The following is a 23,099-nucleotide window of genomic DNA, read 5'->3' on the forward strand; positions in this document are numbered from 1 at the left end:
CAGACTTCTCCTGCAACGGGACTCCCGGTGATCGTCTTGCTCAGCACAAGTTGATCTATCAGGACGTCCCGTTGCGTCATTCAGCAGGGCTTGACGTGCAGCTCAAGACCCAAACGCAACGGCGTTGTTGTCATTCACGTCACACAAGCCCAGCAGTTGACACCGTCCCGGCGGGGCCCTCGTACCGCGGCACGAGCTCGCACTCCCCCTCAGCCGACCGCGTTGCGGTACTTGCGCACCGACAGCCAGGAGAACAGCCCCAGGATCAGTAGCGACCAGAGCGCGGACGCCGCGACCGGATGCCGCATCGGCCAGGCGTGCGCGCCGTCGACCCCCGGGTTGCCGAACAGGTCCCTGCATGCCTGGACGGTGGCGCTGAACGGGTTCCAGTAGGCGATCGCCTGCAGCCGGCCCGGCATGGTGTTCACCGGCACGAACGCGTTGGAGAGAAAGGTGAGCGGGAAGAGCCAGATCAGGCCCGCCGAAGTGGCCGCTTCCGGGCTGCGCACCGACAGGCCGATCAGCGCCCCGATCCAGGAGAAGGCGTAGCCCAGCAGGAGCAGCAGCAGGAAGCCACCCAGCGCCTCAAGCACCCCGTGGTGCACCCTCCAGCCCGCCAGCAGCGCCACGATCGCCAGCACCAGCAGGACGAAGGCGCTCTGCACCGCGTCGGCCAGAGTCCGCCCGGTGAGCACCGCTGGGCGCGCCATGGGCAGCGCGCGGAAGCGGTCCACCAGCCCCTTGGTCATGTCCTCCGCGATGCCGGCGGAGGCCCCGGCCACTGCGAAGGTGACCGTCTGGGCGAAGATCCCCGCCATCAGGAACTCCCGGTAGCCGCCACCCGGTACCTTGATCGCGCCGCCCAGCACGTACGAGAAGAGCAGCACGAACATCACCGGCTGCAACAGCCCGAAGACCACGATCTCCGGCATGCGGGTCATCCGGCGCAGGTTCCGCCGGGCGACCACCCAGGAGTCGCGCGCCATCTGGACGACGCCGCCGCGCGGCCGCGGCATCTTGTCTCCCCCCACGTCGGTGGTGACGACCGCCATGGTCATGCGTCCTTTCCCGGGTCGTTCTCCTCGGCCGCGTGGCCGGTGAGGGAGAGGAAGACGTCGTCGAGGGTGGGCCTGCGCAGGCCGATGTCGTCGATGACGATGTCCCGCCCGTCCAGCTCACGGATGACGTCGGCGAGCACCAGGGCGCCCCCGCTCACCGGCACGGTGATCCGCCGGGTGTGCTGCTCAACGCTGAGCCGGCCCTCGCCGTACGGGGTGAGCGCCGCCATGGCCGCGCCGATCAGCTCGTGCTCGTGGACCACCACTTCCACCCGCTCGCCGCCGATCATGGCTTTGAGGTCGTCGGCGGAGCCGCGTGCGATCACCCGGCCGTGGTCGACCACGGCGATGTCGTGCGCCAGCCGGTCGGCCTCCTCAAGGTGCTGGGTGGTGAGCAGCAGGGTGGTGCCCTCCGTCACCAGCGTCTCGATGACTTTCCACAGCGCCAGCCGGTTGCGTGGGTCCAGACCGGTGGTGGGTTCGTCGAGGAACATCACCGGAGGCCGCACCACCAGTGCGGCCGCCAGGTCGAGCCGGCGGCGCATACCGCCGGAGTAGGTCTTGGCCAGCCGGTCGGCCGCCTCGGCGAGGTCGAACCACTCCAGCAACTCCCGGGCGCGCGCCTTGGCGGCCCTGGTCCGCATCTGGTAGAGCTCGCCGACCATCCGGAGGTTCTCCCGGCCGGTGAGGTACTCGTCAACCGCCGCGTACTGGCCGCAGAGTCCGATCAGGCTGCGGACCCGGCTGGGGTCCTTGAGCACGTCCGCCCCCGCGACGTGGGCGCTGCCCGCGTCGGGCCGCACCAGGGTGGTGAGCACCCGCACCGTGGTGGTCTTGCCGGCGCCGTTGGGGCCGAGCAGGCCCAGCACCGTACCCTCCGGCACGTAGAGATCGACCCCGTCCAGGGCCCGTACGTCGCCGAAGGTCTTCACCAGGCCCTCGGCTCGGATGCCTGCCCTCATGTGCCTCTTCCTTCTGGCGGTGAGCTACCGAGCGAGTACGACGGCCAATGCTGACAACGGGCTTCTCAATTGTGTTTTCCAGCGAGGGGAACGGCCCGGTGGCCCACGCGTACCTCGGGCCGTCCCAGGTGCACGGTCGCCCCGCATGCGACTCGCCCGGGTGTGGTGAAAACCTGGAAGAGGGCCTGGCCCGACCCGGCCCCCGCCCCGGCTGAGCCGTCGGCTGCCTGCAGGCCATGTGCACCGGCCGGGGGCGAGCGAAAACTCGCACGCACCCGCGGCGGTCGCGCGCCGGCCGGTGGTCACCCATCGACTCACCCTGCGCACCACACTCAACACCGTATGCGCTCGCTGCCGAATCGAGGCGGTACCAGTGGATCTCAGGATGTCGGTCGAAGACCGGGAGGAGTTCCTCGCCGGCCTGCACGTGGGGATCCTCGGGGTGGACGACCCTCGTGATGGCGGTGGGCCGTTGCTGGTCCCGCTCTGGTACTCCTACCGGCCCGGTGGGCTGGTGACGATCCAGACCGGGCGGGAGACGCTGAAGGCCCGGCTCATCCGCAGCGCGGGCCGGTTCAGCCTCTGCGCGCAGGACGAGTCCGCGCCCTACCGCTATGTCAGCGTGGAAGGGCCGGTGGTGGCCGTCGAGGATCCACTGCCACCGACCGAGCGCGAGGAGCTGGCCCGCCGGTACCTGGACGCGGACACGGCGACCGCGTACCTGGCGGCCAATCACCGGCAACTGGCCGACGACATCCTCATCCGGATGCGGCCCTGGCGATGGCGGAGCGTCGACTTCGCCGCCTTCGCCAGGGAGTTCGAGCAGTAGTTCTCCCGCGCCACGTACTTCATGCGCAGCAGAGACGAGATGTTCCGATGGACCCTCAGGCAACGACGCATCAGGTGGCGGCGGCCGAGGTCGAGACGGTCCGGTATCCGCGCGATCGCTGTCTCCACGAACTGTTCGACGCCCGGGCGGCCGACCGCCCGCAGGCCACCGCCTGCGTACAGCACGGTCGCAGCATCAGCTACGGCGAGCTCAAGATCCGCTCCGACGCGCTGGCCGCCCGGCTGCACGATTCCGGTGTGCGGCACGGTGACAAGGTCGGAGTGTGCGGGGCGCGGTCACCGGAAGCACTGGTCGCCTTCCTGGGCGTCCTCAAGACCGGCGCGGCGTACGTTCCGCTCGACGACGCCTCGCCGCCCGCGCGTCTGCAGGCGATGGCCGAGGACGCGGGGGTGCACACCGTCGTCACGCTGCCCGGCGGTGTTCGCCGCATCCGGCGCGTGCGTGCCCGCATCGACCTGGGTGGCCTGGCGCCGACGGCGCCGGTCGCGGTACCGCGGGTCCAGGTACTTCCCACGGACTGCGCCTATGTGATGTTCACCTCCGGCTCGACCGGCCGTCCCAAACCCGTGGCGATTCCGCACCGCGGAGTCGTCCGGTTGGCCGCCTCCGACCTGGTTCGGCAGCGTCCGCGGCCCGGTGAGCGGGTGCTGCACGCCTACGGCATCTCCTCGGATGCCTCCGCGATCGAGATCTGGCCCGCACTGCTCGCCAACGCCTGCATCGTGATCGCCGACCAGGATGAGTTGCTGTCACCGGCCGCTCTGGAGTCACTGTTGCTCTCCGAGCGGGTCAGCATCGCCTATCTGACCACCGGGGTGTTCCACCACGTCGCACGCACCAGGCCGTCGGCGCTGCAGTCCCTGCGGTTCGCCTCGGCCGGGGGTGAGGTGATGGACGCGGAGCTGGCCCGCGCGATCCTGGCGGCCTGTCCGAACACCAACGTGGTCAACTTCTACGGTCCGACAGAGAACAGTGTGGTCTCCACCGCACACCTGGTGCACGATCTGCCTCCCGAGGTGACGGCCGTGCCGATCGGCCGCCCGCTGGAGAACTCCACGTGTCACGTGCTGCGCGCGGACGGCACCCTCGCGGACGCCGGCGAGGAAGGTGAACTCCTCGTCGGCGGAGACGGACTCGCCCTGGGGTACCTCGGCGATCCCGAGCTGACCGCCGAGCGCTTCGTCGACAACTTCGTCGAGCCCGGGACGCGTCTGTACCGCACCGGTGACCGGGTGGTCTGTCGCCCGGACGGCGTACTGGAGTACCGGGCCCGGGCGGACCGGCAGATCAAACTGCGCGGGCACCGCATCGAGCTCGACGAGATAGAGGCGCGGCTGCGGGCGTACGACGCGGTGGGCGAGGCCGTCGTCGAACGGGACGGCGACACCTTGATCGGATACGTGACACCGGCCCGCCCCGGTCAGGCGCTGTCGCTGGACCGCATCCGCGGCAGCCTCGCGACGTGGCTACCCGCAGCCGCAGTGCCCTCGCGGCTGGTGGAGGTCGCGCGGTTCCCGGTGACCGCGGGCGGCAAGGTCGACCGACGCCGGTTACGCGCGCAGGCGGCGACCGAAACGGCCGCCACCCCGGTGACGGTGGAGGGCCTCGGGACCGGTCCGCAGGACACCCTGGCGCGAATCTGGCAGGTGGTGCTGGGTGTGCACCCGGCACCGGACGACAGCTTCTTCGACATCGGCGGCGACTCGCTGCTGGCAGCCGAGGTCGTCACCCGTACGCTGGCCGCCTTCGACCTCGACGCCCGGCACGGCCGCACCCTGGTCCACAGTCTGCTGCGCTCCCCCGCGCTGGAGGACTTCACCGGCGCCGTCGCCACCCTCAAGGACCGGCACGGCGAGGCGCTCGCCGACACAGGCCCGGTGGACTTCCGCGCCGAAGCGCGGCTGGGCTTCACCCTGCCACCGCGGCGCGGGCCGGAGCCGGACTGGCGGCACCCTGGGGAGGTACTGCTCACCGGCGCTTCCGGCTTCGTCGGCGCCTTCCTGCTGACTGCGCTGCTGCGTCGTACCGACGCCCGGGTGCACTGCCCGGTGCGAGGCCGAAACCGCGCCCACGCCCGGCAGAAGGTGACGCGAAACCTGGCCCGCTTCGGCCTCGCCGCCACCGAAGCGACCCACCGCATCGTGTGCTTCCCCGCCGACCTCGCCGAGCCCGGTCTCGGCCTCGAACCGGGCCACGCCGACGAGCTCGCCGACACCCTGGATCTGATGATCCACTCGGCCGCGCAGGTCAACTTCCTCTATCCGTACGACGCGCTGCGCCGCACCAACGTGGAGGGCACCAGGGAGCTCATCCGGCTGGCGGCCGGGCGTGGGGTGCCGGTGCACTTCCTCTCCACCATCGCGGTGCTGGCCGGCTTCGGAACCGCCGGCGTACGACACGTCGACGAGGACCTGCCGCTCGACCACGCCGACGGGCTCACCATGGGCTACGCAGAGAGCAAGTGGGTCGCCGAAGAGGTGCTGCGCAGCGCCGCGGACCAGGGCCTGCCGGTGGCGATCTACCGGCCGTACGAGATCACCGGCGACCGGCACACCGGCGCCTGCAACACCGATACCGCGATCTGCTCGCTGTTCAAAACGATCAGCGAGACCGGGCTGGCCCCCGACATCCCGCTGCCGCTGGACTTCGTCCCGGTGGACTACCTCACCGACGCGGTGGTGCACGTCGCCACGGCGCACCGCGCCACCCGCCGGACCTACCACCTGACCAACCCCCGTGCGGCGAGCCTGCGCGACATGCTCGACCGGATGGATGCCCACGGCCATCGGATTCGCCGGCTCCCCTACGACGAGTGGGTGGGCGAACTCGTTCGCCATGTCGCGCAGCACCCCACGAGCCCCACAGCCCCCTTCGTCTCGCTGTGCGTGGACCGCTGCAAGCAGGCCGACATGTCCGTCAAGGAGATGTACTTCGAGGGCACCTTCCCGACCGTGGGACGGGCCAATGTCGAGCGTGACCTGGCCACCGCGGGCCTGGACTGCCCTCCTGTCGACGCGGAGCTGTTGGACCGTTACCTGGAGTACTTCTACGCCAGCGGCTACATCGAACGCCCGTAGCCAGAGCACCCGAAGGAGAGCGAGCGTGACCGCACAGCCACCCGGCGCGCGGGGACCCGGCCCCGAGGCGGATGTCCTGGACTTCCCGCTCCCGCCGCCGGGCACCATGGGGCCGCCCGAGGAGGCCGCGCGGCTGCGCGCGGGCTGCCCGCTGGCCAGGGTCAGGATGCCGATGGACGCGACCGCCTGGTACGCCACGCGGTACGAGGACGTCCGGAAGCTGTTCGCGGACTCCCGGCTGATCAGACCGACCATCAACGACTGGCCGTCCCGCCCCGGGCAGCCCACGGACGACGGGCCGCGCCTGGTCACGATCGCCGAACTCGACGGCCCCCGGCACGCGGCCCTGCGCCGGGTCCTGGCCGAGCCGTTCAGCGCCCGGGCCGTACGGCACCGGCTGCCGCGCATCCGCCGGCTCGCCGAGCAGCTGCTGCAGGCGTTCCAGGAGGACGGCCGGCCCGGCGATCTGGTCGCCGGCTTGACGGACCCCTTCCCCCTGCTCGTGCTGTGCGATCTGGTGGGTATCCCCTTCGAGGACCGGGACCGGTTTCTTCCGGTCCTGGAGGAGGCCCTCGGCGCGATGGTGACCTCGCAGGAGGGGCGCCGGGTCACCGACCTGCTGCGCGAGTACGTGGCCGGACTGATCACCCGGAAGCGCAACCGGCCAGGCGACGACGTCCTGACCTTGCTGGTCCGCCGGTGCGACGACGGAGTGCTGAGCCATGACGATGTGATGGCCTTTGGGCTGTCCATGCTCACTGTCGGCTTCGGCATCAGCAGCTTCTTCCTGGCCGATACGGTGCACATCCTGCTGGGCCGGCCGGACCTGTGGGCACTCCTGCGCGACAACCGGACGATGATGCCCGGCGCGGTGGAGGAGTTCCTGCGCTACATGCCGGTGATGAACGGCACCGTGATCCTCCTGGCGACCGAGGACATCGAGCTGCACGGGCAGACGATCCACAAGGGCGACGCCGTCATCCCCGTGCCGGCCTCCGCCAACCGCGACGAGCGGATCTTCGCCGACGCCGACCGGCTCGACCCGAGCCGGACCGGAAGCGGCCATCTCGCCTTCGGCCGGGGGACCCACAACTGCCTCGGCGCCCACCTGGCACGCGCCGAACTGACCGTGGGGCTGGAGGCGCTGCTCGACCGCTTCCCACGACTGCACCTGGCCGAAGGACAGGAACCCACCTGGGACGACGAATCCGTGACCAAGTCACCGCTGACCCTCCCGGTCGGCTGGTGAGGCCTCCACACCCGGCCACCTCACACGCATCCAGGGAGCACGCCAGTGAGCAGCCCACCGCCGGAACCCGTCCATGACACGCCCGTCATCGACATGCCCCTCCCGCCGCCGGGCACCATGGGGCCGCCCACGCAGTACGGGTGGCTGCGCCGGGAGTGCCCGCTGACGCGGGTCCGGCTGCCGTTCGGCGCCACCGCCTGGTACGCCACCCGGTATGAGGACGTCCGGGACCTGATCGCGGACCCCCTGCTGATCAGGCCGACCATCAACGACTGGCCGCCCCGGCCCGACCAGGCCGCCGACGACGAACCAGGTCTGATCACGATGATGGAACTGGACGGCCCCCAGCATGCGGCCCTGCGCCGCGCCCTGGCCGAGCCGTTCAGCGTCCGTGCCATCCGCCGCCGACTGCCGCGCCTGCGCCGGTCGGCCGACCGGCTGCTGGACGAGTTCGTGGCCGGTGGGCAGCCCGGTGACCTGGTCGGCGGCTTCCTGGAGCCCTTTCCGCTCCTGGCCATGTGCGACCTGGTGGGCATCCCCTACGAGGACCGCGGGTACTTCCTGCCCAGGGCGGACGCCACGCTGGGGGCGCTCGTCACCCTGGACGAGGGCCGCCAGGTCACCTCCCAGCTGCGCGAGTACATCTCGGCGCTACTCGACCGCAAGCGCCGCAAGCCCGCGGACGACATCCTCACCGAGCTGGTCCACGCGTGGGGGCGCGGCCCCCTGGACGGGGAGAGCGTGGTGGCCTTCGGGCTCTCCATGCTGGTCGCCGGCTACCGGACGAGCACCATGTTCCTGGCCGACGCCGTGGTGGCCCTGCTGGCCGCGCCCGGCCAGTACGCCCGGCTGCGCGACGACCGCGACCTCCTGCCCGTCGCGGTGGAGGAACTCCTGCGCTACCTACCGGTCATGAACGGTGTCGTGGTCCTCCAGGCCGTCGAGGACATCGAATTGCACGACCGGAGGATCCACGCGGGCGACGCCGTGCTGCCGGTCCTTGCCTCGGCCAACCGCGACGAGCGTGTGTTCGCCGATCCCGACCGACTCGACCTGTGCCGAGCGGACAACCCTCACCTCACCTTCGGCCGCGGAGCGCACAACTGCATCGGCGCACACCTGGCACGGGCCCAGCTGACCGTGGGCCTCGAGGCGCTCTTCGACCACTTCCCCGACCTGCACGTGCCCGATGGCCACCGCCCCACCTGGGACGACGAATCCCCGAGCAAGTCACCGCTCACCCTCCCCGTCAGCTGGCGCGCCACCACCGCTGCCGCATAGCCCCGGAAAGCAGCATCAACATCTGCTCCGTCCTCTCAGCCGAACACTCCACCCGCGGCGACAGCTTCGCGATCATCATGACCGGCACCGAGTTCGGGCCGGTACGGCTGCGGTACGAACCGTACGACCAGGCACTGCCCCTCCTGCTGGACGAGTGGGACGACGCGCCCTCGGACACCCGATCCGGCGACGGACGGTCCACCCGGCGGCGGCAACCGGTGGGGCCGCCCGCGGACCGGCCCGCCTGTCAACGGCCGGATGGTGCTCCCCTACACACGTCACCCGCCGCCCGCGCTGGCGGTCGCCACCGGCCCCGGGTCGTGGACGCGGGCTGGTGCCGCGTTGTCCGGACGGCCGGGAAACGGCACGAGGGCCCGTCCCGCGCGATTGCGCGGGACGGGCCCTCGTGGGTCACCCCGGTGGCCCCTGTCCGACCCCGAGGCGGGGGGAGAGCCGATTGGCCGGCTTAGTACCAGTGGTGGGTCTGCCAGAACGCCCAGGCGGCGTTCGGGCTGCCGTAGCGGGAGTTCATGTAGTCCAGCGCCCACTTGATCTGGGTGGACGCGCTGGTCTTCCAGTCCGCACCGGCCGAGGCCATCTTGGAGGCCGGAAGCGCCTGACCCAGACCGTACGAACCCGAGCTCGGGTTGGTCGCCGTCACACTCCAGCCCGACTCGTGGGAGATGATCTCGCTGAACGAGGCCAGCTGGTCCGCCGGCACCATCTGGGCGGCGATGGCCTGCGGGGAGGCGTCCGCAGCCGAGGCGGTCGCCGGGACCACCGCGGCACCCAGGGCGGTCACACCGGCGGCACCGACAAGAATCGCGGCAGAGGTACGCATACGGAGCTTGAAAGCGGGCATGAAGAGCAAGACCTCAATCAGGTTGAGCCGGTGCCACACCCCGCCTCGACCATGGCCGGACAGGGGCCGAACGGTCGCGGGGTGTGACTCGGCGGTTAGCCGCAACCGGCGGGGACAGGAGCCGGTGTGACTGACGACGAATGCCAAGGTGCCAGACCGGATCGGCCCCCGCCAAGACCCCCTCGCCACGACCCACCGTCGTAGCCGAAGGCACCGGCACCGGCCCGAGAAGCGGGCCGCCCGGAGCGCGCCGACCCCCGCCGACCCCTCCCGGCCTGCGCAAACACCGTTCAGCTATCCCCAAATAGTCGCAAAGTGGTGCAAAACGGACACTACTATCCGTCGTCGTGCACCGCATTCGCGTGTGAGCGCACTCACCACCCGAACCCCGGCACCATCACCGACCGGGCCCACCGCCACCACGCTGAGTCAACACCAGCCAGCCGCCATTGAGACCGCCACCACACCCAGCCAACGCGGCGGCGTGCTGGGGGTGGCCGGCCCGTCAGTCACGGGCACGGAGGCTGGCTTCCTCGAGGTCGAGTTCGCGCTGGATCCGGCGCCGGGTGGCGTTGCTGATCATGTTTGCTTCGTAGAGGCGCTGGAGCTCGGCGGCCTCAATGCCGATGAGTGTCCGGCGTATCTCGCGGTAGGCGTCGGCGGGACGGGCGTCCGGGTCGCTGTAGTGGGCGTCTTCCGCTTGGTGGATGCGCGCTTCCAGATGGCGACGGGCCTGTTTCAAGGCAGTCTCAGCGGCGGTGCCCAGTTCGGCGAGCTCATCCAGATCGCCGAGCTGTTTGAGCTCGTCGAGAGCGGTGTTGGCAATGTGTCGGCGGGTCCGGGCCTCCTCGCGGGCGGTGTGCTCCGGCTCCAGAGCGATGCCCGAGCGGCGGACGACAGGAGCAAGGGTGAAGCCCTGGAAAACGACGGTGAGCGCGATGGTCCCGGTGGTGAGCGTGAGGATGAGCGCCCGGTGCGGCAGCGGCGCCCCTGTGTGGGTGACCAGGGGGATGGAGAGCGCGGCAGCCAGCGGCATGACGCCTCGGGTGCCCGCCCAGGACAGGACGGCCGGAACGCGCCAGGAGAGGCGACTGTCGCCCTCCTTGTGCCGGTACTGGATCAGGGCGGACAGCGGGAAGATCCACAACAGGCGGATCGCCAGCACGGTGAAGGCGATCACCGGCACCCACAGCGGCCAGCCGTGCTCGTCGTGCGCGAGGTGACGGACGGCGGAGGGGAGCTCGAGACCGATGAGGGCGAAGACGACGCTCTCCAGCAGGAAAGTCACGGTGTCGTAGACGGCGTGGATCTGGAGACGGACGGGGGCGTTGCTGAGCTTGTGGCCGGTGCTGCCGAGGACCACCCCGGACACGATGACGGCGGTCACGCCGGAGGCGTGCGAGTCCTCCGCGATGACGTACGAGGCGTACGGAGTGACCAATGCGATGACGGTCTCCAGCACGGGGTCCTCGGTCCGTCTGCGGATGAGGGTCACCACTGCGGCGACCGCCGCGCCGATGAGGGCTCCTCCGCCCGCGAGGATCAGGAACTGCTCGACGGTCCCGGACACGGTGATGGCGCTGCTGGAAACCGCGGTCGCCACGGCGACCTTGTACAGAACCAGCGACGTGGCGTCGTTGAACAGGCTTTCCGCCTGCACCATGGCCTGCACGCGCGGTGGGAGGGACAGGCGCCGGCCGAGTGCGGTAACGGCCACGGGGTCGGTGCTGGCCAGGACAGCGCCAAGGATGAGCGCGGTCGCGGTGGTGAGCGGGGTGATCGCTCGGGCGACGTACCCGACGGCGACGGCCGAGGCCAGGACCAGACCGAAGACCAGGCCGGTCACAGGCCGCCACACGCTGCGCAGGTCGCGGACGGAGATTTCCCCGGCCGAGGCGTAGAGCAGTGGCGGCAGCACCAGCACGTTGATCACGTGAGGCGGCAGGCGGACCTCGGGAACCCAGGGCATGAGCCCGACGACCAGACCGGCAATGACGAGGAGCGAGGGGGCAGGCAAGCTCCAGCGCCGGGCACCGGTCGCCACAGCCGTGGCCAGGACCACGAGCAGCAGGATGACGGTCAGGCCGGTCATGCAGCGTCCCCGGTGGGTTACGGCTTGTTACCCCCCTCTGACCAGGTGCTCTATCAACATAAACCGGATTACGGACGCCAGCCCGCCGCAGGCACGCCAACCCGAACCGCCGCCCACCCACCAGCCCAACAACCACCACAGGCAAAGGACAGGGAGGGGAAGGAGAGGGGTGTCAAGGGGTGGGTGGTGGGTGGCGAGTTCCACCTTGATGCCTTCTCGCCACCTGGTCCGACCTGGGCTTTTGCCGGCACACCTGGACCGCCACCCACCGCCAGGCCCGCGGTCGGCCTCCGGCACCGCCCAGGCCGTCGTAGACGGGCATCAGAACGGGCGAGACCGTCCGCACCTGGCCGGAACGGGGCCCGGAGGGTCCGGGGATGGGCGGTCCGGGACTGGGCGGGACGCAGCCAGGAGGCCGGCCACGGCCCGACCGCGGCCAACGACCCGTCAACGGCGGCCAGGACGGCGGCCGGGTGAACCATGCGTCCGGAACGCGGCCATCCCGTCACTGACGGGGCACGGATCAGGGACACGAGTGTCCACCGGGAAGGGTTATGCCATGAGCCGCGCACTGATCGTCGTCGACGTGCAAAAGGACTTCTGCGAGGGCGGCAGCGTCCCGGTCAAAGGCGGAGCCGACCGGGCCCGCGCCATCGCCGACCTCGCCCGGCGCACCGCCGGCACCACGTACAAGCACATCGTCGCCACCCGCGACCACCACATCGACCCCGGCGCCCACTTCTCCGACCACCCGGACTTCCGCAACTCCTTCCCCGTGCACTGCGTCGTCGGCAGCGACGGCAGCGAGTTCCACCCGCACTTCGCCCCCACCGCCGCGTCCGAGGCCGTTGACGAGGTCTTCTACAAAGGCGCGCACTCCGCTTCCAAGAGCGGCTTCGAAGGCTCCACCGCAACCGACACCCCGCTCGCCGACTGGCTGCGCGCCCGGGACATCACCCATGTCGACGTCGTCGGCATCGCCACCGACCACTGCGTCAAGGCCACCGCCCTCGACGGCGCACGAGCCGGTTTCACCGTCCGCGTCCTGCTCGACTACACCGCGGGCGTCGCCACCGACACCACCACCGCGGCCCTCCACGAACTACGCCAGGCCGGCGTCCACCTCACCGGCCACCCCATCGTCCTCACCTGAGCTCCACCACGACGACTCCGTTCTCTCGCCTGATCGGACACCCGGGCGCCGGGCCAAGCCTTGCGGTCCGGGTAGTCGCGGGCGTGCTGCTGCCGGACCTCCTGCCACGGATCGGCGAGCCTGCCGCGCCGGTGCGGGCGGCCAGCCGGCGGTGTAGCGGATCGCCGAGGGGCGGCCGTCACCGCCTGACGGCGTGCTACTGGTAGCGGCCGGAGGCGAGCATCCAGCCCAGATGGGTGCCGGGCATGTCGCAGATGATCCGAACGACTCGGTGAAGGTACTCCAAGTGTGCGCCGGGCTCCCGCCGGTGCGCTTCGGCGAGGAAGGCGTGCCCGGCATTGTCGAGGTCTTGCAATCGGCGGGTGATGTGCGTCCTGACCTGCTCGATGGCGGCGTGCTCGGTGCAGGTCAGGGCGTGGCGCAGGACGGTGACGTAGTTGGTGGGTTCGGCGTTGGCTCTTTCGCGGGCGAGGGAGTACAGGTCGTTGCACCAAGCGGTGATGTCGCTGGAGGCCGCGCACAGTTCGGTCCAGCTGTCGGTGGCGGCGAGGTCCGGGGGGATTTCGGTGCGGCAGGCGACTTCGACGACCGCGTCCAGGAGATGCTGCGCCTGATCCGCCCCCACCGGGGCACCGCGGCGGCCCGGCTGCTGAAAGAACGCGCCCGCGACCTGGTCCGCGCACGCACCTGACCACCCGGGCGAGCACCCGCGGCCGAACACGAGGGGTGAAGTGTCCCACCCTGCGGCCGGTCAGCTTGCCGTCGGTGCGAGCCTGGCTTTTCCAAGGCCGGACAGATCGGTACACCAGTGGTGTACCAGCGGTGTACGATCGCGGTATGGCTGATGCGACGATCAAGGTTTCCCCTGATACGCGTGACCGGCTGGCCGCTCTCGCGGCGGCCCGCGGTACCACGATCGGCGCCCAGGTGGCCCTGCTGGTGGAGGCGCAGCCCACCGCGGAGCAGATCGCGGAGCGCGTTGCCGAGGGCCGTCGGCTGCTGCGGGAGCACTTCGGGATGACCCTCTCCGACACGGAGCTGGACGAGGGCCCGAACCTGCTGCAGCGGGTCTATGACATCGCCGCGGCCGACGCGCGCGCCAAGGTCGCCCCCCGGCGCAGCGCGTGATCATTCTGGATTCCAGCGCCCTGTCCGCGCTGGCCGCCGGTCACCCGCGCCTGCATCGGATCGTGGACTCCGCTCTGCAGAGCCCGTTCCAGCATCTGCTGGTTCCGGTGCTGTGCGTGGTCGAGGCCGAGGTGAAGGACGAGGGTGCCGCGCACGCGGTCATGGCGCTGCCCGCGCTGGAGTTCGAGCCCCTGGATGCGAGTACCGCCGTGGTGGTGGCGACCATGGTCCGCGACGGCTACGGAGGCCCGGATCTGGCCCATGCCATCGCCACGAGTCTACCCACCCCGGTGCGTCCGCTGCAGCACCTGATCCTGACGGCCCGTCCGGAGCTGTATCCGCCCGGGATCGCCACCGTGGACATCGACGACCCCCGTCTGGAGCCGTAGGTGGTGGCGCCGACGGGAGTGTTAGGGGACGAGCTCCACCCGGGCGAGGGCGCGCGCATCCTCGCTGAGGAGATCCTGCCCGCCGTGCTGCACGGGGCTGTGGCACAGGAGCGGCCGGTGGTGGTGTTCGTGGCCGGGCAGGCCGGCAGCGGCAAGACGCTCGTCGTGGATCTGGTGCACGCGGCACTCGCGCGACGGGGCCAAGCGGTGCGGGTGGACCACGGCTGCGCGTTGGCCTGCGAGCAGGAGCCGGTCGCCGAGCTCGCGCCTGCCGGAGCCCTTCTGGGCGAGGGCGGGCACGAAGACGAAGTCCGGCAGCCCCCAAGTAGCGGCGGCCGCGTGCGTGGCTATCTCGGCCCCGGAACCCTGCTCGACATCGGCCGGCAGCGGCAGGGCATCAGGTATTCGGCGCATGAACGGACCACGAGGGCAACGCCGTTGCGTTTGATTGACGGGACGTTCGTCAAGGTGATGTGACGACACGACGGGACCCCTGGTAGATCAACTTGTGTCGAGCAAGGAAGATCACCGGAGGTCCCGTTGTGGGAGAAGTCTGTCATCACTCGGACGATCGAGGCAGCCGGGGGTGTGTACGCGCCCGGACACCTGGGCGAGTTGACCCAGATCGTTGACTTCGCGCTGGTGGACGCGGTGCTGGACGAGACCGGGACGCGCGAGCGTCGCCTGCGACTGCTGCCGTTCCGGGTGGTGGTGTACTTCGTCCTGGCGTTGGCCCTGTTCGAGGACCACTCCTACCAGGGAGTGTGGGGCAAGCTGGTGGCCGGTCTGGAGGGTCTGGCCCTGACGCGTCCGGCTGTGTCCTCGTTGTCCAGGGCGCGTCGGAGGATAGGAGCCGCGCCGCTGCGGCGCCTGTTCGAGACGCTGGCCGGACCCGTCGCACGCCGGGGCCAGGTCGGCGCGTTCTACCGGGGCCTGCGCACCGTGGCCCTGGACGGCACGCTCCTGCACGTCCCCGACGACGCGCAGGTCACCTGGTACTACCCCAAACGCGTGGGCGAGACCATGGGGTTCGGATACCCGCTGCTGAGGCTCCTGGTCCTGGTGGAGTGCGGCACCCGCGCCGTCCTGTCGGCCGCCTTCGGCTCCGAGAGTGATGGTGAACTCGTTTACGCGCGCAGTCTGTTGACCTCTCTGGACCGATCGATGCTGCTGCTGGCCGATGCCGCCTTCGACGCCGCCGAGTTCCTGCGCGACATCCGGGCCGGCGGCGCACAGTTCCTGGTGCGCTCCTCCGCCCGCCGGGTTCCCACCCCCGCCGGGCACCTGTCCGACGGCTCCTACCTGGCCCGGATCGGCTACGGCGTCCTGCCCGTCCTGATCGAGGTGCGGGTCATCGAGGCACGGATCACCGTCACCCTGGCCGACGGCACGATCCACCGCGAGCAATGGCGCCTGCTCACCAGCCTGCTCGACCCCGCCCGTCACCCTGCCGACGAGTTGGTCCGGCTCCACCACGAGCGGTGGCAGGCGGAGACGACCTATTTCTCGATCAAGGCCACGATGCTGGACGGCCGTGTCCTGCGCTCGCGCAGCCTCCAGGGCCTGGACCAGGAGGTATACGCCTTGCTCACCGTCTACCAGGCACTCATCCGAGCGGCCCGGGACGCGGCCGGCACCCGGCCCGGTCTGGACATGGACCGGATCAGCTTCACCGTCCTGCCCCAGACCGCCGCCGACCAGGTCACCACCGCCGGCAACATCCTGTCCACCGGTCCGGCCGACCTGATCGGCGCGATCGGCAGGGCCGCCCTGGACGCACTCCTGCCCGCCCGCCGCCGTCCCCGAATCAAGGCCCGCACCCGGAAGAACCCCACCAGCAAGTACGGCCCGAACGCCGGACGGCACCCCGCAACCGCACAGGCATACACCTTCCGCGCCGACATCACGTTCTTCGAGCACGGACTTGCAACCCACCCACGACGCTAAACGCAACGGCGTTGACCACGAGGGGTGTCCACGATCAAGGTGAGTTCGGCTCCCCCGTTGACGGGGCGCCAGCTGACCTGTGCCGACTTCGTCTCTTCCACCCCGACTATTAGGGCCTGTGTGATGTCGTGATCAATATTGCGGTTCCGTGCCCACCCGAAAGCGGAATCCGGTAGGACGCTGTGTGTGACGCGTAGGCAACTCACCGTCAGCCAGTGGAAGTTCATCGAGCCGTACTTGCCGATCGGCGAGTACGGCCCGCACCCCGAGAGACTGCGGGATCAGCTCGAGGGAGTGATCTGGTGGTTCCTGGACGGCGGCCGCGGCGCGGGCCCGGTCGGCCATCGTGCGCTTCACCAGGCCATGACCGGGGGCCCGCGCGGCCCGGCTCGCCCTGTTCCGATGGATCAACCGCTACAACACCCGGAGGAGACACCCCGGCCTCGACCACATGACCCCGATCGCATACGAGCAGAGATCAGTTACGCTGGGCATCGCCGCATAGCACCCAGTGTCCACGTTCCCGGGGGAAGCCCCCCTCCTTCAGCGTTCGTGACACACGACCGGCAGAAACACGTCCATCACGTCCGATAAGACAACGGCTTCTCACTCGGACTGGAATGAGCTTTCCAAGCCTGTGGTTGTAGGTCTGCAAAGGTGATTCAAACTGGCTTTCGAGGAGTTCTCATGGCTCCGTCGCTGAATGGCTCGACCGCCCTGGTCACCGGCGCGACCAGTGGCATCGGCCGGGCGATCGCGCAGGTTCTGGCCAAGCGGGGCGCACATGTGGTCGTCTCCGGCCGCGATGCCGCCCGTGGGGAGCAGGCCGTGCGGGAGATCCGTGCGGCAGGCGGGAAGGCCGACTTCGTCCGGGCCGACCTGGGCAGTGCAGCCGCCGCCCGCCGACTGGCCCGCGAGGCGAGGCAGCTGACCGGGGGGATCGACATCCTGGTCAACAACGCGGGCATCTATCCGTTCGCCGGCACCACCGACACCACCGAGGAGGTCTTCGACCAGGTCTTTGACGTGAACGTCAAGGCACCCTTCTTCCTGGCCGCCGAGCTGGTCCCCGCCATGGTCGACAAGGGCGGCGGCGCGATCGTCAACGTGAGCTCCCTCGCGGCCGACAAGGCCGTGATCGGGGCCACCGCCTACGGTTCGAGCAAGTCCGCAGTCAACCAGCTCACCCGGATCTGGGCGGCCGAGTACGGCCCGGCCGGCGTACGGGTCAACGCCGTCCTCCCGGGCGTGATCGAGACCGAAGGCGTGCAGGCCTCGCTCGGCGATGAGGACCGCAGCGAGTTCCTCGCCATGACCCCCGCCGGCCGGGTCGGCCTGCCCAGCGAGGTCGCCGAGGCCGTGGCCTTCCTCGTGTCCGACGCGGCCTCCTACGTCAACGGCGCCCTGCTCACCGTCGACGGCGGAGCGTCCGTCCGCTGACCCCGTCCGCCTGCTCCCCGCCCGTCTGCGGGCGGCCGGGCGGGACGCGTGCGCTCAGGCGGCGTGAAGGCTCAGGCTGCCGCCGTACGGCTGGCCGGTGGACCGCCGTAGCGACAACATCCGCCGCAGGGCCGCGGCGGCGCCTGCGGCTGACGGGTGCTCAGGCCGGCCCGGAGTTGCCGACGTGGTTCGGCCGGCGTGGTCCGCTGCCGGGCCGGCACCGGGCGAGCCGACGGTGCACGGCCGTCCTATCGTGTTCGGAGGAGCAGGCATACCGAGGAGCTGCCATGGCTACGGCGAAATGGTTCTTCGAGTCAGGTCACACTGCGGCGGAGTTCAGCGTCAGACACATGATGGTCACCTACGTACGCGGACAGTTCAAGAACGTACACGGCTTCCTGGTGGTCGACCCGGACGCCCCGGAGAAGGCCCGGGTCGAGGCGACGATCGACGCGAAACAGGTGTACACCGGGCAGCCCGACCGCGACACCCACCTGCGCAGCGCCGACTTCTTCGATGTCGAGCACTATCCGACGTGGACGTTCACCGGGTCTCGCATCCGCCAGGTGAGCGCGAACGACTTCGAGGTGACGGGCGACCTCACCATTCGCGGAGCGACACGCTCCGTGACATTCGATGTGACGTATCTGGGACAGTGGGACACTCCGTGGTGGGAGGACGGCCGGGATCTCGGTCCACGGCGCCGGGCCGGATTCGTCGCCAGATCACGCATCAACCGCCACGACTTCGGCGTGAGTTGGAACGACGTGGTCGACCGAGGTGGTGTCGTCGTGGGCGACATGGTCGACGTCACGGTCGATGTCGAGGCAGTCCTCGAGCCCCCTGCAACGGCGGGCTGACGACCGCCACAGGCCGGCCCGGTAGCGCGTGGCCCGACCTGGCGGCACGGGCCGACCGGGGTCAGTGCAGGGGATCGTCTTCGAACGCGGCACCGGGTCGCGCCAGAGGTGGCCCCAACTCCGCGGGCCGCGCGAGCCCGCCGCTGACTCGGCCGACTGGAGGTTCGCCAGTAGTTCCCACAGGAGCCAATCGTGAGTGTCGCCAGCGGGACCAGTCCTTTGATCGATGCAGACGCCGTGCTCTGGTCGGTCCCCGAGGCCGACCGGAACGGCAAGCCCCTGCTGGTGATGATGCACGGCTGGAGTTACGACGAGACCCACCTCTTCCAGCTCACCCCGCGCATGCCGCGTGAGCTGGTGGTCGCGTCACTGCGCGCTCCCATCCCCGAGGCGGGCGGATATGCCTGGTTCCCGAGCAGGGGCAACCCCATCGGCAACCCCCGGCCGACTGTGGCCAACGCTATGACTGGTGCCGTACTCGAATGGCTGGACGCTCAGCCCACCTTCTCGTCCGTGGGGCTCATCGGATTCTCGCAAGGAGGCGGACTGGCGCTGCAGTTGCTGCGGCACGCTCCCTCGCGTTTTTCTTACGCCGTTCAGCTGGCCGGATTCGTGGTGAACGACAGTCAGCCGGGCGATCGGGTGCTCGCCATCACCAAGCCGCCTGTCTTCTGGGGCCGCGGCGCCCTTGACGCGGTCATACCGGACGATGCGATCGTGCGCACCGCAACCTGGATGACGAAGCACACAGATGCGGATGTCCATGTCTATCCCCGGCTGGGACACCATGTCGCCGGCCAGGAGATCGACGACCTGGCTGCCTTCATCACCCACCAGGTCGAGGTGGGCTGACCGGCCGCACGGGCGGGCCGCGGCCGCCTGGCCCCCGACAGAGGCCGCCCCGTGGTAGGACGAACGCGACTCGCCCGCCACGGTGGGATCTATCCTGATTTGTCCCACGCCCATCACGGGAGGGCCAGTGATCACACGTCGCCAGTTCTCTCTGCTCAGTGCCGGTGCGGCCGCAGCCTCGCTGGCTGCCGGCCCCTTGGCGCAGGCCGCGCCGGGCAGGCGTTCCGCGGTACGCCATGTGGCGCTCGTCCACGGTGCCTACGCGGACGGCTCCTCCTGGTCGAAGGTGATCCCGCTGCTCCAGGCGGCCGGCCTGGAGGCCATCGCCGTGCAGAACCCGCTCACCTCGCTGCAGGACGACGTCGCGGCGACCAATCGCGCGCTGGCACGCCAGGACGGCCCGACCCTGCTGGTCGCCCACTCCTACGGCGGAACGGTGACCTCCCAGGCGGGACTCGCGCCGAACGTCGCCGGGCTGGTCTACGTCGCCGCGCGGGCTCCGGAGGCCAGTGAGGACTTCGCCGCCCTCGCAGCCCGGTTCCCGTCTCCGCCGGTCACCCACGGGATCATTAGGTCCGGCGGGTTCCAGTGGCTGAACCGGCAGGCATTCCTGCACGACTTCGCCAACGGCGTGCCCGAACCGGAGGCGCTCGGGCTCTACGCAGTCCAGGGGGCGCTCTCGACCGCTCCGCCGACGACGAGCGCGGCCGCGTGGCAGCACAAGCCGAGCTGGTACGCCGTCTCGCAGAAGGACCGCACCATCGACCCCGGCCTCGAGCGCTTCATGGCCGGCCGGATGCACGCGCACACCACCGAGGTGGACGCCGGGCATCTGTCGCTGGTTTCACACCTGGCGGACATCGCGCGGCTGATCCTGAGCGCCGCCCAGAGCTGCTGGCCCATGCCCGTGGCCCCGGTGTTCGACACCGGGGCCTCTGCGGTCCGCACTCCTACCGGTGTCGGGGCCGAACGAGCCGTCCACGTCGACCGTGTGGTAACCGGTCTGGTAGTGCAGCGAGTTGGAGATCTGCTGCACGCACTTGACGCTGGCGTACGTGTTGCTCTTGCCGTAACCGGCCCAAAGAGAGCCGGAGTTGGGCACTGCGTGGGCGGTGCCGCCCATGGCGCCGACGGTGACAAGGGCGGCGGCCGCGAACAGGAACGCGCCGCGCCGCTTCATGGAGATACTGCTCAAGGAATCCCAAAGTTTGGAATACAGCTGATCGTCAGCCTTGGACTGTACGGATGGTCTACTGACGGATCGCCAGCGCGGTGCCAGCCGCCGACTGGCACCGCGCGCCCCTCGCCCGGCCCCTGCTCTCCGGGCCGTGAGCGGTCGCAGCAAGCACGGCCTGGACCAGCAAACAAAAGGCTGACCGAGCTTGGCCGGTCGGGTGATGGCCGTCCGGATGACGATCCAAGCGGCCTCCACGGCCTAGATGCAACGCAGGAGCCGCCAGTGGTCCAGCTTGGCCTTCTCCTTCTTCTGCTCGGGGATGAGCGGCTTGGTCCCGGGGCGGGTGCGCTTGCGGCCGGCTTCGAGGACCAGAGCGACCAGCGGCACCGCGCTGACCTGGTACGAGCGCGAGCTTCCCCGCCTCGCCCGGGTGATGGATGACGCGATGGCCTCCGGGCCGCACCGCCGCCGAACAGCACCAGTGTGCCGGCGCGGATCGTCCTTCTTCCCCGCCGTCGGCGGCAGCCCGTACGCGAGCACCTGGTCGCGGGTGAGCAGCACCCGGGTGACCGAGCTCCAGCAAGCCATGCGCTCCGCCCGGCCCCGCTCAATGTCTTCACCGCTGCGGCCGAAGTCGCTGGCGTTTCCCTGGGACGCCGCGAGTGTGCGGTTCAAGTTCACGCAGCTCAGAAGCAGTCGGGACGGCGATAGCGGGTACAACATGTGTGGTGCACGAGGCCAGCCGCTGGTTCACCCGCCCGCGCGAGATCCGACCGGCGCGGGGGTGTTCGAGGCGAGCCCCAGAGAGACGGGCCGAGGACGACAGGCCGGTCCATCTCCGGCTCTCCGTGCATCAGAACGCCGAGGCCCGGCCGATCGAGCCCGGACGCTTCCTGACTGTCCGCCGGGGAAGGCGGGGCGTGGTGCCGGCGGTCGGCCTGATGCTGGACGCGGTGCTCGCCGCCGAGGGCCTGGACGTCACCGTGCTGTACGCCGCGACCGTGCGGGCCGACGTGGTGCTGGCCGAACCGTACCTGGCGGGGACGCGACCGCTGCCCAAAAGGCGCTCGGCGACCTGCCGCACCGCGCTCTCCCCGGGCATCCCGCGCGAGAACCCAGTACGGCTCCATCCCCGAGCACCTGGCTGCCTACGGCCTCAACGCCGCCGGACTGCACCGGCGGATCGCCGAGTACCTGTGGTGGCTCGAGTACCTGTGGCTGCTACTGCAGGATGCCGACCGCCCTCGCCACCACCAGCACCACCGTGATCAGCGACACCGCCGACTGCGTCATCATCAGCAGCTTCGCCCAGACCGACAGCGGCATGGTGTCCGTTGGGCTGAAGGCGCAGGCATTGGTGAACGCCACATACAAGTAGTCCGGGTAGGAGGGCTCCCAGCCCGGCTCCGCGATGCCCTCCTGCTGCATCTGGGGGAAGAGGAAGTCCGGGTACGACTTCACCCCCTGGGCGCGGGCCGCCGGGCCGCCTCGGTCCCACTCCCAGTACCAGAGCGAGAAGGCGATGATGTTGGTCGCCCAGACCGCGCCGCCGGTGCCGAGCAGCGCCAGCGCGCCCGGTGAGGCAGAGGTGTGGATCAGGTCGCGCACCAGCTTCACCGCCGACCAGCCGTTGGCCAGGCTGATCACCGCCACCAGGGCCAGGCTCAGCAAGCGCAGCAGCCGCGACGTCTGGTCGATGCGCTTGTGCGGGTTGAGGACCACCAGGGCCACCAGCAGCGCCAGCTCCAGGGTGGGCAGCATCCAGTGCGGGTGGATGGTCAGACGGGTCGGCAGGGCCAGCTGCAGGCCCACGGCGGCCAGGATCGCCGCCGAGACCGCCCAGCGCTGCTCACCGAGAGTGATCGAGCGCCACGCCGGGCGCTCCGGCTTCTCGGGCGCCAGGAGCTGCTCGATCCGCTCCAACCTGCGGTGCAGTGCCTCGGAAAGCTGCGCCGAGGCGTGATGTTCCTGCTCAGTCATGGCGCACAGTGTGTCAGGCATCTACTTTCACGATCGCAGTGGTATCGGGAGAAGCGCCCGCACGGCGCCGTACCGACGACCGCGACGAGAAGGCCGAGCAGGAATCCCAGGCCCGCCGGCCCGACGCCGTCGCGCGGTTGCTCGACCACGCCGGTGCCTGGGGCTGACACCACAGCCGTGGATCGCGCCGGTGGCCTGGCGATGACGCTGGACGCAGGCCGGCCGCCCGGTTGGGACGCGGCCCGTGATCTATCGTGAGCGGAAGTGCCGGTGCGGCGTCCCGGCCTGGTGGCGTAGGCAGGGCACCGTGCCGCGCGCTTCAAGACCGGTCGGCATGTGCTCTTCGAGGAATCGGGAGTAAGGCATGGGCCTCATCCACATCGAGCTGTTCGCAACCCTCGACCTCGTCGGGCAGTCGCCCGGCGGCCCCGACGAGGACCCGGCGGGGTTCCCGTTCGGCGGCTGGCAGGCGCCCCTGCTGGACGAGGTCGCCGGGGCGCAGGTCGGCGCGGCCTACGAGGGCACGGACGCCCTCCTGCTCGGCCGGCGGACGTATGACATCTTCGCCGCCTACTGGCCGTACCAGGAGGGCGGCGAGGACAGCGGGTTCGCCACGCTCTTCAACAGCGTCCCGAAGTACGTGGCCTCCCGCGGCAGGCCCGACCTCTCGTGGGCCGGCTCCACACGGCTCGGCCCGGACCTGGCCGGCGCGGTGCGCGAGATCCGTGACCGGCACGAGCAC

General features: G+C 70.2%; 22 protein-coding genes and 3 pseudogenes. 17 read left to right on the plus strand and 8 right to left on the minus strand.

Features of this window, described 5'->3' with window-relative positions:
* Nucleotides 1-209 precede the first annotated feature (209 nt).
* The gene (locus KV557_RS39045) at nucleotides 210-1,052 is read right to left on the minus strand and encodes an ABC transporter permease (RefSeq protein WP_374106726.1); all 843 of its coding nucleotides are present in this window, start codon (nucleotides 1,050-1,052) and stop codon (nucleotides 210-212) included.
* 2 nt (nucleotides 1,053-1,054) lie between these two features.
* Nucleotides 1,055-2,020 carry an ATP-binding cassette domain-containing protein gene (locus KV557_RS39050; RefSeq protein ID WP_218206601.1) on the minus strand — a complete coding sequence of 322 codons (966 nt, stop codon included), beginning with the start codon at nucleotides 2,018-2,020 and terminating at the stop codon, nucleotides 1,055-1,057.
* 385 nt (nucleotides 2,021-2,405) lie between these two features.
* On the opposite strand from KV557_RS39050, the gene KV557_RS39055 reads away from it, so the two are divergent.
* The 4 genes from KV557_RS39055 to KV557_RS39070 are packed head-to-tail and all read left to right on the plus strand — an operon-like array spanning nucleotide 2,406 to nucleotide 8,477.
* Nucleotides 2,406-2,849 (plus strand): pyridoxamine 5'-phosphate oxidase family protein, encoded by a 444-nt coding sequence (locus tag KV557_RS39055; RefSeq protein WP_218206602.1) that lies wholly within the window; start codon nucleotides 2,406-2,408, stop codon nucleotides 2,847-2,849.
* A gap of 47 nt (nucleotides 2,850-2,896) precedes the next feature.
* Nucleotides 2,897-5,947, plus strand: a complete 3,051-nt coding sequence (locus KV557_RS39060) for an amino acid adenylation domain-containing protein (RefSeq protein WP_218206604.1) — start codon at nucleotides 2,897-2,899, stop codon at nucleotides 5,945-5,947.
* A gap of 25 nt (nucleotides 5,948-5,972) precedes the next feature.
* Nucleotides 5,973-7,196 (plus strand): cytochrome P450, encoded by a 1,224-nt coding sequence (locus tag KV557_RS39065; RefSeq protein ID WP_308130285.1) that lies wholly within the window; start codon nucleotides 5,973-5,975, stop codon nucleotides 7,194-7,196.
* Nucleotides 7,197-7,241: 45 nt separating this feature from the next.
* The gene (locus KV557_RS39070; RefSeq protein ID WP_308130286.1) at nucleotides 7,242-8,477 is read left to right on the plus strand and encodes a cytochrome P450; all 1,236 of its coding nucleotides are present in this window, start codon (nucleotides 7,242-7,244) and stop codon (nucleotides 8,475-8,477) included.
* A gap of 466 nt (nucleotides 8,478-8,943) precedes the next feature.
* Here KV557_RS39070 and KV557_RS39075 read toward each other — a convergent pair whose 3' ends face one another.
* Both KV557_RS39075 and KV557_RS39080 read right to left on the minus strand, forming a co-directional pair.
* Nucleotides 8,944-9,318, minus strand: coding sequence for a lytic transglycosylase domain-containing protein (locus KV557_RS39075; protein ID WP_256178618.1), 375 nt, complete (start codon nucleotides 9,316-9,318; stop codon nucleotides 8,944-8,946).
* Between the two features lie 526 nt (nucleotides 9,319-9,844).
* On the minus strand, nucleotides 9,845-11,431 hold the full coding sequence (locus tag KV557_RS39080; RefSeq protein WP_218206609.1) for a Na+/H+ antiporter: 1,587 nt from the start codon (nucleotides 11,429-11,431) through the stop codon (nucleotides 9,845-9,847).
* 559 nt (nucleotides 11,432-11,990) lie between these two features.
* On the opposite strand from KV557_RS39080, the gene KV557_RS39085 reads away from it, so the two are divergent.
* Nucleotides 11,991-12,584 carry an isochorismatase family protein gene (locus KV557_RS39085; RefSeq protein WP_218206612.1) on the plus strand — a complete coding sequence of 198 codons (594 nt, stop codon included), beginning with the start codon at nucleotides 11,991-11,993 and terminating at the stop codon, nucleotides 12,582-12,584.
* Nucleotides 12,585-12,780: 196 nt separating this feature from the next.
* Here the strand turns inward: KV557_RS39085 and KV557_RS39090 are convergent, their stop codons facing one another.
* Complete coding sequence (locus KV557_RS39090; RefSeq protein ID WP_218206614.1) at nucleotides 12,781-13,209, minus strand: terpene synthase family protein; 429 nt, start codon at nucleotides 13,207-13,209, stop codon at nucleotides 12,781-12,783.
* 212 nt (nucleotides 13,210-13,421) lie between these two features.
* Between KV557_RS39090 and KV557_RS39095 the strand changes: the two genes are divergently transcribed.
* From KV557_RS39095 to KV557_RS45075, 9 genes and pseudogenes are all read left to right on the plus strand, one after another.
* The gene (locus tag KV557_RS39095) at nucleotides 13,422-13,712 is read left to right on the plus strand and encodes a hypothetical protein (protein ID WP_218206616.1); all 291 of its coding nucleotides are present in this window, start codon (nucleotides 13,422-13,424) and stop codon (nucleotides 13,710-13,712) included.
* On the plus strand, nucleotides 13,709-14,101 hold the full coding sequence (locus tag KV557_RS39100; RefSeq protein ID WP_218206619.1) for a hypothetical protein: 393 nt from the start codon (nucleotides 13,709-13,711) through the stop codon (nucleotides 14,099-14,101). Before KV557_RS39095 ends, KV557_RS39100 begins: the two co-directional genes overlap by 4 nt.
* On the plus strand, nucleotides 14,102-14,578 hold the full coding sequence (locus KV557_RS43725) for a zeta toxin family protein (RefSeq protein WP_308130287.1): 477 nt from the start codon (nucleotides 14,102-14,104) through the stop codon (nucleotides 14,576-14,578).
* Nucleotides 14,579-14,689: 111 nt separating this feature from the next.
* Nucleotides 14,690-16,048, plus strand: coding sequence for an IS4 family transposase (locus tag KV557_RS39110; RefSeq protein WP_308130288.1), 1,359 nt, complete (start codon nucleotides 14,690-14,692; stop codon nucleotides 16,046-16,048).
* Nucleotides 16,049-16,421: 373 nt separating this feature from the next.
* Nucleotides 16,422-16,553, plus strand: a pseudogene (locus tag KV557_RS39115) (integrase core domain-containing protein); the annotation flags it as partial.
* Nucleotides 16,554-16,735: 182 nt separating this feature from the next.
* Nucleotides 16,736-17,488, plus strand: a complete 753-nt coding sequence (locus KV557_RS39120; RefSeq protein ID WP_218206623.1) for an SDR family NAD(P)-dependent oxidoreductase — start codon at nucleotides 16,736-16,738, stop codon at nucleotides 17,486-17,488.
* 287 nt (nucleotides 17,489-17,775) lie between these two features.
* A complete protein-coding gene (locus tag KV557_RS39125; protein WP_218206625.1) occupies nucleotides 17,776-18,348 on the plus strand; it encodes a YceI family protein in 573 nt (190 codons plus the stop codon).
* Nucleotides 18,349-18,540: 192 nt separating this feature from the next.
* On the plus strand, nucleotides 18,541-19,200 hold the full coding sequence (locus KV557_RS39130; protein WP_218206627.1) for an alpha/beta hydrolase: 660 nt from the start codon (nucleotides 18,541-18,543) through the stop codon (nucleotides 19,198-19,200).
* A 286-nt stretch (nucleotides 19,201-19,486) separates the two neighbouring features.
* A pseudogene (locus KV557_RS45075) lies at nucleotides 19,487-20,008 on the plus strand (alpha/beta hydrolase); the annotation flags it as partial.
* Nucleotides 20,009-20,044: 36 nt separating this feature from the next.
* Here the strand turns inward: KV557_RS45075 and KV557_RS43730 are convergent.
* Both KV557_RS43730 and KV557_RS43735 read right to left on the minus strand, forming a co-directional pair.
* Nucleotides 20,045-20,395, minus strand: coding sequence for a hypothetical protein (locus tag KV557_RS43730; RefSeq protein ID WP_256178620.1), 351 nt, complete (start codon nucleotides 20,393-20,395; stop codon nucleotides 20,045-20,047).
* 240 nt (nucleotides 20,396-20,635) lie between these two features.
* A complete protein-coding gene (locus KV557_RS43735; protein WP_256178621.1) occupies nucleotides 20,636-20,965 on the minus strand; it encodes a hypothetical protein in 330 nt (109 codons plus the stop codon).
* Between the two features lie 224 nt (nucleotides 20,966-21,189).
* Between KV557_RS43735 and KV557_RS43740 the strand changes: the two are divergent.
* Nucleotides 21,190-21,574 (plus strand): annotated as a pseudogene (locus tag KV557_RS43740) (transketolase); the annotation flags it as partial.
* A 24-nt stretch (nucleotides 21,575-21,598) separates the two neighbouring features.
* On the opposite strand, the gene KV557_RS39140 reads toward KV557_RS43740, so the two are convergent.
* On the minus strand, nucleotides 21,599-22,357 hold the full coding sequence (locus KV557_RS39140; RefSeq protein ID WP_218206630.1) for a hypothetical protein: 759 nt from the start codon (nucleotides 22,355-22,357) through the stop codon (nucleotides 21,599-21,601).
* Between the two features lie 38 nt (nucleotides 22,358-22,395).
* On the opposite strand from KV557_RS39140, the gene KV557_RS43745 reads away from it, so the two are divergent.
* Both KV557_RS43745 and KV557_RS39145 read left to right on the plus strand, forming a co-directional pair.
* Nucleotides 22,396-22,524 carry a hypothetical protein gene (locus KV557_RS43745; RefSeq protein ID WP_256178622.1) on the plus strand — a complete coding sequence of 43 codons (129 nt, stop codon included), beginning with the start codon at nucleotides 22,396-22,398 and terminating at the stop codon, nucleotides 22,522-22,524.
* Between the two features lie 197 nt (nucleotides 22,525-22,721).
* Nucleotides 22,722-23,099, plus strand: a 378-nt coding sequence (locus KV557_RS39145) for a dihydrofolate reductase family protein (protein WP_374106725.1), incomplete at its 3' end; no start/stop codon positions are given.

The sequence above is a fragment of the Kitasatospora aureofaciens genome (genome assembly GCF_019192735.1).
Lineage (GTDB): Bacteria > Actinomycetota > Actinomycetes > Streptomycetales > Streptomycetaceae > Kitasatospora > Kitasatospora aureofaciens_A.

What these genes read in the sequence shown, in the direction of transcription:
- KV557_RS39045 (WP_374106726.1), bottom strand. Translation starts at nt 1,052, where the DNA reads ATGGCGGTCGTCACCACCGACGTGGGGGGAGACAAGATGCCGCGGCCG.
- KV557_RS39050 (WP_218206601.1), bottom strand. Translation starts at nt 2,020, where the DNA reads ATGAGGGCAGGCATCCGAGCCGAGGGCCTGGTGAAGACCTTCGGCGAC.
- KV557_RS39055 (WP_218206602.1), top strand. Translation starts at nt 2,406, where the DNA reads ATGTCGGTCGAAGACCGGGAGGAGTTCCTCGCCGGCCTGCACGTGGGG.
- KV557_RS39060 (WP_218206604.1), top strand. Translation starts at nt 2,897, where the DNA reads ATGGACCCTCAGGCAACGACGCATCAGGTGGCGGCGGCCGAGGTCGAG.
- KV557_RS39075 (WP_256178618.1), bottom strand. Translation starts at nt 9,318, where the DNA reads ATGCGTACCTCTGCCGCGATTCTTGTCGGTGCCGCCGGTGTGACCGCC.
- KV557_RS39080 (WP_218206609.1), bottom strand. Translation starts at nt 11,431, where the DNA reads ATGACCGGCCTGACCGTCATCCTGCTGCTCGTGGTCCTGGCCACGGCT.
- KV557_RS39085 (WP_218206612.1), top strand. Translation starts at nt 11,991, where the DNA reads ATGAGCCGCGCACTGATCGTCGTCGACGTGCAAAAGGACTTCTGCGAG.
- KV557_RS39095 (WP_218206616.1), top strand. Translation starts at nt 13,422, where the DNA reads ATGGCTGATGCGACGATCAAGGTTTCCCCTGATACGCGTGACCGGCTG.
- KV557_RS39120 (WP_218206623.1), top strand. Translation starts at nt 16,736, where the DNA reads ATGGCTCCGTCGCTGAATGGCTCGACCGCCCTGGTCACCGGCGCGACC.
- KV557_RS39125 (WP_218206625.1), top strand. Translation starts at nt 17,776, where the DNA reads ATGGCTACGGCGAAATGGTTCTTCGAGTCAGGTCACACTGCGGCGGAG.
- KV557_RS43735 (WP_256178621.1), bottom strand. Translation starts at nt 20,965, where the DNA reads ATGGCTTGCTGGAGCTCGGTCACCCGGGTGCTGCTCACCCGCGACCAG.
- KV557_RS39140 (WP_218206630.1), bottom strand. Translation starts at nt 22,357, where the DNA reads ATGACTGAGCAGGAACATCACGCCTCGGCGCAGCTTTCCGAGGCACTG.